At 50.8% G+C, this 1,310-nt stretch carries 1 protein-coding gene; it reads left to right on the forward strand.

The window, feature by feature from the left end; translation table 11 throughout:
- Positions 1-168 precede the first annotated feature (168 nt).
- Complete coding sequence (locus tag LWH94_RS19170; protein WP_232903305.1) at positions 169-1,164, forward strand: MFS transporter; 996 nt, start codon at positions 169-171, stop codon at positions 1,162-1,164.
- The last annotated feature ends 146 nt before the right edge of the window (positions 1,165-1,310 follow it).

A 1,310-nucleotide genomic window follows, 5' to 3' on the forward strand; every position in this document is an offset into this window, starting at 1 on the left:
GAGATGTTGGTGGCTATCTGATGGACTACTACAACCGGCAGCGGCCTCACGCGTTTAACGGCGGCATTTCGCCTGTTGCAGCTGAGGAAAATCTTAAAATACTGTCCGGGATTAGTTGACCACTACATAAGTAAGGAGCTTGCTGTTTGGAAAGGAGTTCCCAAGCTGTTGGATAAGACCTTGCTGAAAACCGAGGGAACGATAATCGTTCGGCTCTTCCCATCTCTGGCCAAAGCGCTTCCGAAAGTGATTACTACACGGGTCGTTGGCGGTATGGCCACTGGTGGACTGGCCGTTATAGTCTCGGTGTTGGATCTTATTCATGAAGTGAACTCCGGTGATTATGACGCAGCCGCAGCGTATGGGGTGTCGATTATTGGCACTGGCATGACGATGTACGGTGGTATGTTGTTGGCGCAGGTAGCCGGTAAAGGAGCCGGGTGGTTAGCCCTTGCGGGCCCGTGGGGTTGGGTGGCCCTTGGCCTGACACTGGCGATCGCTGGAGGAGTTGCGGCAGTTTTTCTCGATGATGAACCTTTAGAAGAGTGGCTGAAACGTGGTCCGTTTGGAAGAGAGAATGACAGCGAGTTTAAGCATTTAAAGAATGATCCGGACGAGTCTTTTTATCGGCTGACCAACCTTCTTAGCCGGCCGCGAATTGCTGTAAAGAACGTGTATAACTTCAACATTAATGCGGTTAAACGTGGTTATGCCCCGACTTTGGAGCAGGATCGAAAGCTTTCCGCTATAAACGCGGAAGTGACTATAGAGAACAACTTGTACGGGTTGTTGGATGAGGTTTCATTGAGGTCCGAATTAAGAATTGTTGAAGCATCTTACATGGGATCAAGCTGGGGATTAGGGGCCCGTCAGGTCACTAGGATCCAGAACGTAAAGGTTGTGGTGGAGGAACCGCTCGAAAACGGGATAAAACTGTATTTGGAATTACCAGAGCGAAAATCCGGCAGTACAGTTTCAGGGTTGGAAGTGCGTGCCCAATGGTCGTCGATCTGGAGCGGTGCTGATCGGTGCCGCAAATTGGTTTTTCCGGCTCCCAAACTTGCAGACGGTACTCGATTTGATCCGGCGGCCCATGGTGATCCGGATTTTGAATCAGATAAGCTGCTTTTCTGGGCGAGCCAGAAAACCCACGGTACAAGCTAGACAGGAAGGATTCTATGAGTCGGTGTTTTTCAAGACAGTTGGCACTGATTTCTCTGTTTAAGCGACGTCTTTCTCTACCACTCGTTTTTCCGGGTTCAACGTGGTTGAGCCGACGGGCTCACAATTCCTGATGGGGCGACGGCCCC

This window comes from Marinobacter sp. G11 (assembly GCF_021282325.1).
Taxonomy (GTDB): domain Bacteria; phylum Pseudomonadota; class Gammaproteobacteria; order Pseudomonadales; family Oleiphilaceae; genus Marinobacter; species Marinobacter vinifirmus.